The 9169-nt window shown below is 36.3% G+C and carries 10 protein-coding genes and 2 tRNA genes; 3 read left to right on the forward strand and 9 right to left on the reverse strand.

All coding sequences use genetic code 11. The features are described 5' to 3' along the window. Window positions 1-205 precede the first annotated feature (205 nt). A complete protein-coding gene (locus AAIB49_RS18655) occupies window positions 206-1210 on the forward strand; it encodes an LLM class flavin-dependent oxidoreductase (RefSeq protein WP_343458926.1) in 1005 nt (334 codons plus the stop codon). A 420-nt stretch (window positions 1211-1630) separates the two neighbouring features. On the opposite strand, the gene AAIB49_RS18660 is transcribed toward AAIB49_RS18655, so the two are convergent. Next, a complete protein-coding gene (locus AAIB49_RS18660) occupies window positions 1631-2113 on the reverse strand; it encodes a hypothetical protein (protein WP_343458927.1) in 483 nt (160 codons plus the stop codon). A 306-nt stretch (window positions 2114-2419) separates the two neighbouring features. Here AAIB49_RS18660 and AAIB49_RS18665 point away from each other — a divergent pair, with 306 nt between their 5' ends. Beyond that, window positions 2420-2632 (forward strand): hypothetical protein, encoded by a 213-nt coding sequence (locus tag AAIB49_RS18665; RefSeq protein WP_343458928.1) that lies wholly within the window; start codon window positions 2420-2422, stop codon window positions 2630-2632. Between the two features lie 450 nt (window positions 2633-3082). On the opposite strand, the gene AAIB49_RS18670 is transcribed toward AAIB49_RS18665, so the two are convergent. From AAIB49_RS18670 to AAIB49_RS18705, 8 genes are all read right to left on the reverse strand, one after another. After that, a tRNA-Arg gene (locus AAIB49_RS18670) sits at window positions 3083-3156 on the reverse strand. A gap of 7 nt (window positions 3157-3163) precedes the next feature. Beyond that, window positions 3164-3237 (reverse strand) — tRNA-Gly (locus tag AAIB49_RS18675). Window positions 3238-3529: 292 nt separating this feature from the next. Then, complete coding sequence (locus tag AAIB49_RS18680; RefSeq protein ID WP_339214444.1) at window positions 3530-4042, reverse strand: metallophosphoesterase family protein; 513 nt, start codon at window positions 4040-4042, stop codon at window positions 3530-3532. A gap of 13 nt (window positions 4043-4055) precedes the next feature. After that, entirely contained in the window at window positions 4056-4652 is a 597-nt protein-coding gene (locus tag AAIB49_RS18685; protein ID WP_343458929.1) for an XTP/dITP diphosphatase, read from the reverse strand. An 11-nt stretch (window positions 4653-4663) separates the two neighbouring features. Then, the gene (gene rph / locus AAIB49_RS18690) at window positions 4664-5413 is read right to left on the reverse strand and encodes a ribonuclease PH (RefSeq protein WP_339214440.1); all 750 of its coding nucleotides are present in this window, start codon (window positions 5411-5413) and stop codon (window positions 4664-4666) included. A 211-nt stretch (window positions 5414-5624) separates the two neighbouring features. Beyond that, window positions 5625-6692: a GerMN domain-containing protein gene (locus AAIB49_RS18695; RefSeq protein WP_339214439.1), complete on the reverse strand. Its 1068-nt coding sequence runs from the start codon at window positions 6690-6692 to the stop codon at window positions 5625-5627. Between the two features lie 229 nt (window positions 6693-6921). Next, window positions 6922-7734 (reverse strand): glutamate racemase, encoded by an 813-nt coding sequence (racE, locus tag AAIB49_RS18700; RefSeq protein ID WP_339214438.1) that lies wholly within the window; start codon window positions 7732-7734, stop codon window positions 6922-6924. A gap of 32 nt (window positions 7735-7766) precedes the next feature. Then, window positions 7767-8219: a MarR family winged helix-turn-helix transcriptional regulator gene (locus AAIB49_RS18705; protein ID WP_339214437.1), complete on the reverse strand. Its 453-nt coding sequence runs from the start codon at window positions 8217-8219 to the stop codon at window positions 7767-7769. Between the two features lie 233 nt (window positions 8220-8452). Between AAIB49_RS18705 and AAIB49_RS18710 the strand changes: the two genes are divergently transcribed. Then, a complete protein-coding gene (locus AAIB49_RS18710; RefSeq protein ID WP_010099041.1) occupies window positions 8453-8677 on the forward strand; it encodes a helix-turn-helix domain-containing protein in 225 nt (74 codons plus the stop codon). Window positions 8678-9169 lie beyond the last annotated feature (492 nt).

Consider the following 9169-nt stretch of genomic DNA (forward strand, 5'->3'; position numbering starts at 1 on the left):
AATTTAAAAAAGTAAAAAAGCGGAAACAGATGGAAAGATATAAATCTGAAACCGTTGTCAAATTTGGAATTAAAACAATACAAAATAAGGGACTTTAAAAATCTCCCACAAATACTTGACTCAATCATAGATAGTTCATTCATTTGCCTTTCACACCAAAATATACGAAAATGACTTATAAACGTAAATACAAAGGAGTTACATCATGATTCCATTAAATATACTAGATTATTCACTAATTGATGAAGGTAATAGTGCACGAGACGCACTGCTTCAAACAGTAGAATTAGCAAAACTTGCGGATCAATTGGGATATAACCGCTATTGGGTACCTGAACAACACCATGCCTTCTCGATTGCCAGTAGCACGCCAGAAATGCTCATGATGTATTTAGCAAGCCGTACCAAACGTATCCGTATTGGTTCTGGCGGAGTAATGCTCCCCCACTATAGTCCATATAAAGTAGCAGAGAATTTTCGTATGCTGGAAGCAATCCATCCGAACCGAATTGATTTAGGCATTGGCAATTCCCCTGGTGGTAGACTCGTTAATCAGGTTTTAAATGAAGAAAAAGAAGAAAGATTATCTTATGAACAGCTTGTAAAAGATGTCCTGAAGTATTTAGCAGATGATACTTCTAGCGAGCATCGTTTTCAAAACCTAATCGCTACACCTGTTACACCGACAAAACCAGAAATTTGGATGCTAGGTGCAGGTGGTCAAAGTACCAAAATAGCCGCCGAACATGGATTATCCTTAACCTATGCACATTTTGTTAAACCATTAGGTAACGGGATAGACGTGATTGCCGACTACAAGAAGCATTTCCGACCTTCTGTATTTCAGAAGAAACCAAACTCTGCCATTGCCGTTTTCACCATTATTGCCGAAACGAAGGAAGAGGCGGCGGAGTTAGCCCTTGCTTTTGATGATTGGATGGTATCACTTGAAACTGCTAAAAACCCACTATATTTTCCATCTGTGGAAACAGCGAAAAAACAAGAATACAGCTCATTTGAGAAGAAAAAGATTGAACGTACAAGAAAAAAGGCAATCATCGGTGATGCCCAATATGTGAAAGAGGAACTGATTAAATTAAAAGCGTACTATCAAGTAGAAGAAGTAACCATTATTCCAAATTTTCCTGGTGCAGCGAATCGAATGAGGGGAATCGAATTGTTGGCGAAGGCGTTCGATCTTTTAGAATAGGAAAAACAATACACAAGGCAGGTCACCAGGTGTTCAGCATAGATCGCTTCAATAGTATCATCCTCCAGTAAAATAAACTAGGAGGCTATAGAAAATCGCAGCGATATTCTCGAGAAAAAAAGAGATGCTGCCACAGTATTCCAATCTGTGTTAGCATCCCTTAACTATTAAAACCCTTGTCATATCAAAGGTCAAGCTGTTATGTAATGGGGCCCTAGGAGAGATTCAGCTACTACATATCTCCAATCATTAATTAGTGATTTTGGTGAAAAGTACCCCTACTTAGTTAGTGGTAATTTACGTAAAAGCAAGGATTCGTTTAGTTACTATGATGAAATCTTGTTTTTTTATGCCCCAGCCTCAATCAATTCGCGAAAGGAACATTGAAACTGGTCTTCTAAAATTTGGTTAAGGTGCCTTCTATTCACTTTCATCATCTTTTATTCTATTAGTAATAAGTATAACTACTAGGTATACAACTGTTCCAACAAAGGATAGTATCATTAATCCAATGATTGTTGATTCTAATCTATCTATAAGATTTATAGATAGAGCAAAGTAGCCAATTAGCAAGAAGGCATAAAAAACCCACTCAAAAAAGGTGTTAGGTCCTATATCATCTAAATCCTTAGTTTTTCGCTTTCGTAGAATTGTAATTATAATATCAAATAATCCAAATACTACGATAGTTATTATTGTATAACAACCAAAGAATAAAAAATTACCCCAAAAACTAGGATAAAAAGCAAAACTTAAAAAGGGGGTTTGGGATAATAAGAAAAAAACTCCATACATAATAGCAATTGGTAAGGCAACAAATGCTACTACTGCTAAAGTCCCCAAAAGTATTGCTACAGTTATTCCAAATGCTTCAGCCTTTTTATCAATTTTGGTCTCAGCCACATTAATTCCACTCCATTGTCTTAATTTTATCAATTTTATGTTTACTAAACAATAACTATATAGTACCATATTATTTTGGAAAAAAACTATATTTGTAAGGAGGAATAATATTGCGTAAAAAACTACTAAAAAGACTATCGGTAACTTTAGCACTGACGTTACTAATTTGCACTGTCGGCCCGAGTTTTGTACAAGCAAAAAACTACATTAGAGTCATTACCTACACTCCCTAGCGAAGTACTCCATGATAAATTTCCAACTGACATGTTCAATTCTGAAAGTGATACCTTTGAAAAGGATTTAAGAATGAGTAAATTCTACTTTGAGCAACAAGTTGCTCTTCAAGATGACGGTGGGTATACAACAAACGGGATATTAGGTGTAGGGTTGAAAGGTTTAAAGGCCTTTGGAGCTGTTGCCAAAAACGGGAGACATATTTTATCATGGGTACTTAAACCGTTCTCAAAAAATATTCGGATTTTGTTAAAAGGAATGGGGAAAAAATCGGTAAAGCATTAGACAATGCCTAATAAAGTTTCTAAAAACTATGTAATTAAGAAAATAAGAGATGCTGGAATAAATAAAAGTGATGCAGAAATGATAACAAAAATTATTTTCTGGATTATTTAATAATTTGTTTAAATAATTACTTTTTCCTACATATAGCGGCTGGGACAAAACCCCAGTAAATAATATAGAGCGTGGCACTTACCAACCAAAATGGTGAGTGCCACGCTTGTTTTTTTATATTTTACTTTTAATAAACTGAAGGATACCTTCTGATAAAGTTAAAGTAACCACACAATAACCTTAAAGGAGGTATTTCTTATGTTCAAATATTATACCATGAATCAAGTGGTTTTGCCCTTAGAGGAAGTTTACCATATTAAAGTTATCCACAGTAACAGAATTTTATAATTTCCTAAACAAAAAAACTCACAACGCTTGTGGTTGTAAGGCTTTAGCTGACGTCCCAGGAGAGATTCGAACTCCCGACCCACAGCTTAGAAGGCTGTTGCTCTATCCTGCTGAGCTACTGGGACATATGTATGGAGCGGGTGATGGGAATCGAACCCACGACATTAGCTTGGAAGGCTAGAGTTTTACCATTAAACTACACCCGCATTATGTGTATTTATTTACTTTAATAATTACTCACGCAAGTCATGCCCCTGCGTCTACTAGTTTTTCAAGGAAGTACATTCCTCAGGGCAACTCGTAGCTTATTCGGTAGATGTCTTGCTCGTGGCTAGAGTTTTACCATTAAACTACACCCGCATATCAATATCTGTTCCCTTTTGGGTCACAAAAATTATTATATGGAGTTTCAACCTAAAAGTCAATACTTAAATCCAAATTATCAATTTACAAAATATTCAACAGGAAGGGTGCTTGAAATACACCCCCTTCCCATTTCTAATCTAAAGCAGTTGTGTAAGATAATTCTTCTACAATTTTTCCTTCAACCGTTCGATACGTTATAGCAATACTATCTCTTTCTTCCCATTCCAGCACACAATACGTCTTCTCCGTTCGCATTCTTGGTAGTCGTATACTACCCGGATTTAGAAAAAGCTTATCGCTAACTTTCTCCGAACCAGCGATATGAGAGTGACCAAAACATATAATATCTGCATTGACCTCGTCTGCATAGTAGGATAAGTTTAATAAATTCATTTTAACATTATGTAAATGCCCATGAACAACTAAGAATGTTAGTCCACCAATCTCTTTAATAATTTCATTCGGAAATTCACTGTTAAAATCGCAGTTTCCTGATACGGTAAATACACCTTCTAATTCTTTCGCCCGATCATTTAACTCAGAATCTCCACAATGAAAAATATATGGCGCATTCTCTCTTTCTTTAATCATTGCTATTTCCTTCGTTAATCCGTGGCTATCACTCATAATAACAACTTTTGGCATGATATCCTCTCCACTAACGTAGATTTTGTATCCAATCTTCTAATTGAACCATCGCATTTCTCCGGTGACTAATCTTGTTCTTCTCTTCAGGACCAAGCTCTGCCATAGTCTGATTATATCCGTCTGGTATAAAGATTGGGTCATACCCAAAACCATGACTCCCTTTTTCTTCAAATGCAATAGTACCTTCACAATACCCTTTTTTAAAAATAGTGGTCTCGCCAGGTATCGAAACGGATAGCACACATACAAAACGTGCAGTACGCTCCTCTGTAGGGACATCTTTTAGTTTTTCTAATACCTTCACGATATTTTTCTTATCATCCTTAGGCTCACCTGCATAGCGAGCAGAAAAAATCCCTGGTTCACCGTCAAGTGCATCAATTACTAATCCAGAATCATCAGCCATAACTGGTATTTGTAGGATATTCGCAATACCTTCAGACTTCAGTGCACTGTTTTCCTCAAAGGTAGAACCCGTTTCTTCAATATCTGGAAGTTCTTGTTCTAAATCTAATAGTGAAGTCGCTTTTATGCCATACCGTTCAAATAGAACTTTAAATTCTTTCGCCTTACCTTCATTTTTAGTTGCAATAACAATTTCCTTCATCCCATTCCACCTCACTTCACTGTTTCACCGATACGCGCTGATAATTCACCAATTGCTTCCTTCTGGATGGCAAAAATATCACTCAATCCTTCATTTGCTAATGCTAACAAGGTTTGTAATTGTGCCATTGAAAAAGTAGCCTCTTCACCAGTTCCCTGAATTTCTACAAACTCACCAGAGCCAGTCATCACGATATTCATATCCACATTAGCCATCGAATCTTCTTCATAGTTCAAATCTAATATTTCCGTTCCATCTGGTAATACACCAACCGATGTAGCAGCAAGAAAATCTGTTACAGGCATTTTCTTTAATGTATTCGTTTGTAAAAGCTTCCCAAAAGCAAGAACCATTGCAACAAAAGCTCCTGTTATGGAGGCTGTTCTTGTACCACCATCTGCTTGAATGACATCACAATCAATCCAAACCGTTCTTTCACCAATTTGATCCAAATCAACTACTGAGCGAAGTGCACGCCCAATTAGCCTCTGAATCTCCATCGTTCTTCCTGAAACCTTTCCTTTAGATGATTCACGAATATTTCTATCTTGGGTAGCACGTGGTAGCATCGCATATTCTGCCGTAATCCACCCTTTTCCTTGACCACGCATGAAAGGAGGAACCCTGTCTTCAATCGTAGCATTACAAATAACTTTTGTATCGCCTACTTGAATAAATACAGAGCCTTCTGGATGCTTAATAAAATCTGTTGTAATCGTAATTGGTCGTAAGCTATTAACATTTCTTTGATCTGTTCTCATATTAATTTCCTCCTTAACAAACTTAGCTTATCATATTTTACTGGAAAGATTCACCTTATACAATTGTTTTAGAAGATACTTGTAATCCTTTACTCCTTCCCCTCTAACTGCTAATCGACAATAAGTAAAAAAAATCATAGCATGACAACTATGATCCATATCACCTACAAAAAAGGAGACAGATATAAATCCGTTCTCCTTCTAAATAATTCTATAATTTTTCTGATGGGATGATTGATTCCCTTGTTACTGGCTCTGTATACACTTCGCCACTTTCATTTGCAATTTGCTCAACGTTTTCTACTTTTATATTTACTGCTTCAATTGATTCTTGCTCTGTTAATGTACGAACCAACGTTTCCATCACAGCATCTGCAATGACACCATTTTCCATATCCTTCAACACATCTTGGCTAAATACGAGATCCAATACACCACTATTTAATTTTGGATCATCGACTAATATGGTTTCGTCATTGAATACGTGCATCAAATTCGTCTCATAAGCTGGTCCATCAATTAAAGCCTGGACAATTGCTTGATGTAGATTACCATCCTTTGCTTGCACATATTGGGTTACTGGTACGAAATATTGATTATTTTCATGTTCGGTTGGGAAGTACATTGTGACAGCCTTACTATTAATCAAGTCTACGGTATCAGATTCCACAATATTAATTCCGTTTGCTCGAGTATAGCCATTAGCAATTGGTGTACCATTTACTGGCATAGCCTTTAAGTCTTGACCACCTACACGAAGCTTCACACGTTCCACATTATCAAACTGTGTGAGTGTAAATGTCATTGCCTCTAAAATTTGTTTTTCCTCTGAAGCAGCATATTCTGTAAAATCCTCTGATAAATCTACTGTTATCGTCCCTTCAGAAATATCAACACCTAGAATCTCTGTATCAGCTGGAAGTACTGCTTGGAATCCGTTTGGTAATAATGCTGTTACAGGTCCATCCTTAACCATGTATTCTAGTACTTGAGCTGCCACTTCCTTAGATTCTGGTACTGGTAGTTCAAGTGATTGCGGTGCTACCAATCCATTCGAATCTAGTAAAAACAGTTGACGTTCCACCGTTTGAGCTGTACTATCACTTTCCTCGTTAGCAGTTTCTTCCTTGTCTGTGGCTGAATCCTCTTTTCCATCAACTTCTTCCGCATTTGGTGGTGGATCCATATCTTGTAATGATTGTTCGCCTTGGAAACATCCAGTTAATAGTAGTAGTGTACAAGAAGTAGTGATTAACATTAGCAAAAATCGCTTTCTCATGTCATTCCCTCCTACGATAGTTTGTACTACTATATATACGAGCCCTTCATTCATTTTAGACCTGATGAATGAAATTTGTAGCTGATAAGTAAAAAACACATAAAAACTGAGGTTGACTCCTATTATTAGAGTCAACCTCAGTTTCATCTATCCTGTCTCCATATACCGGCTATTCATGAAGATACCTAATTTTCTTAAAAACGCTATCTACACAAAAGAACAACACAAACTAGATAACAGCTTTCTCGATTGAAACAGACCTTAGATTATTAATAGAACTATTAAAAATTCGCTTCGTTAATGTGGTAAACATATCCACATCCCCAGTGGTGTAAAATTGATGGTAGCAAGGAGCTAGCCCATCATTTAACAACTGATTCACTTCCAATATTGTACTGGTTTCTCTTGCCGTCTCTTCACTAGACGAAATCAACGTAACCTGTGGCCCAACCACTTCCTGGATCACATCTTTCAATAATGGATAATGCGTACAACCTAATATAAGTGTATCCATGGCTTTAAAGTCTCTTAAAGCCAATAACGAATCCTCCACTGTTTTCTTCGCAACATTACCGGAAAGCATTCCCTGTTCAACCAGTGGAACAAAAGCCGGGCATGCAAGCGCTGAAATATGGAGATTAGGTTTTATCATATTAAGTGCTATACTATATGCTTTACTACGAACCGTACCCTCTGTACCAATAATGCCTACATGATTGTTAATAGTAGACTTAATCGCTGCACGCGCTCCAGGCTGTATAACGCCAACTACAGGGATAGAGAGTTGTTCTTGTAATTCGGACAATGTATATGCTGTAGCGGTATTACATGCGATTACTAACATTTTGATATCTTTCCTTAATAAGAATTCAACCATTTCCCAGGTGAAACTTCTAATTTCTTCTGGAGTCCTTGGACCATATGGACATCGCAACGTATCGCCTAGATAAATTAGTTTTTCCCTCGGCAATTGCCTCATTAATTCATGTACTACTGTTAAACCACCGACTCCTGAGTCGATGACACCAATCGGTTTATCCAATTATATCCGCCTCTTCTAGATGTAATTTCGTTTTATTTTTCATTAATACTTTTCATCTGAGCATGTAACAGATTGAGAAGTTCTATCAGTGTCGTTGTTTGTTCCTCGGTAAAGTTCTCTAAGACATTATTTAAATATTCCTGACGCTTTAAAATAACCTCTTCAATAATGCGATGTCCTTTTTCTAATACATGTATCCGCACTACTCGGCGATCATTCGTATCTCGTACTCGTTCTACTAATTCATTTTTTTCCATTCGATCAACTAAATCAGTAGTCGTACTAAAAGCTAAGCCATTTTTCGCTGATAATTCTCCAATGGTCATGTCGCCTTCTTCCTTCAACCATTGAAGCGCGATAAATTGAGGATTTGTTATTGGATAGTTATTAAGTATTTTACGCCCGTTTTGTTTTATTGCACCCGAAATATGTCGGAGTTTTTTCTCTAATTTCGCTATCTGTTCCGGTGTACTATTGTTTTTCAAGACTTTACCTCCTGAACTTCCATTCAATATATAGTCATATTTTATCATAAAAGCTCGAAAAACTAATAAATTATTTTCAAAAACTATACTTCTAACGAAAAAAAGGTGTATATTAATATATTTTTCCCAATCGAGAAATGTGCGCACCGTTTATGGTTCATCACATAAGCTATTAGTGACTAAATAATTTCCCTTCGTCATGCAGCTCTATGACAGCAAGGAGGGGTTAACATTTGAAGGACAACGAGTACAAACCGAAGCAGTTATTAACTAAACGAGAAAAAGAAGTATTCGAACTTTTAGTTCAGGACAAAACAACTAAAGAAATTGCCCAGGAATTGTTTATATCTGAAAAAACTGTCCGTAACCATATTTCAAATGCTATGCAAAAATTAGGAGTCAAGGGGCGTTCACAGGCAGTTGTAGAGCTTATCCGTATGGGCGAATTAAAGCTCTAAAAGAAACCGACTTTCCTTTTTAGGAAGTCGGTTTTATATGTTCGTTGGTTACCATTATTAATCCACATAATGTTTGATTTGTAATAATTAGTTGTGTCATAGTAATTTTCCAAGTATTTATTGTTAAGGTAGTAAATGCTCCCTACACAAGGCCACTATTTAAGCATATTTGTTATCGCTTTAAATCAAATGCCTCATTATAACCTTAATATATTTGTTTGTCTAACTACATTTCACAGAAAAATTAATCACCAATATACCAAAGAAATAACACGTATTGAATCGGAACAAAGACTAGCAACTTGATACTATTTTCTAACTATATGGGTTACATATTAGTATATTAATAGTAATTTAAGTAATTCGAATGAATTTCATAATTCTTAGTCCATGTCTCCCAACGGTTTTGAGAGTTGAAAAAAGAAGCACCTCCCCAAATCTTGTATAATGGTAGTTGACTATACAACCATAAAAAGACTGAAGGAGTGCTTC

It is taken from the genome of Ornithinibacillus proteolyticus (genome assembly GCF_039581225.1).
Lineage (GTDB): Bacteria > Bacillota > Bacilli > Bacillales > Amphibacillaceae > Ornithinibacillus > Ornithinibacillus massiliensis.

Excerpts from the sequence above, each read along its gene's own strand:
- rph (WP_339214440.1), bottom strand. The coding sequence starts at position 5,413 with ATGAGAACAGATCAAAGAAATGTTAATAGCTTACGACCAATTACGATT.
- AAIB49_RS18680 (WP_339214444.1), bottom strand. The coding sequence starts at position 4,042 with ATGCCAAAAGTTGTTATTATGAGTGATAGCCACGGATTAACGAAGGAA.
- AAIB49_RS18655 (WP_343458926.1), top strand. The coding sequence starts at position 206 with ATGATTCCATTAAATATACTAGATTATTCACTAATTGATGAAGGTAAT.
- AAIB49_RS18685 (WP_343458929.1), bottom strand. The coding sequence starts at position 4,652 with ATGAAGGAAATTGTTATTGCAACTAAAAATGAAGGTAAGGCGAAAGAA.
- AAIB49_RS18665 (WP_343458928.1), top strand. The coding sequence starts at position 2,420 with ATGAGTAAATTCTACTTTGAGCAACAAGTTGCTCTTCAAGATGACGGT.
- AAIB49_RS18695 (WP_339214439.1), bottom strand. The coding sequence starts at position 6,692 with ATGAGAAAGCGATTTTTGCTAATGTTAATCACTACTTCTTGTACACTA.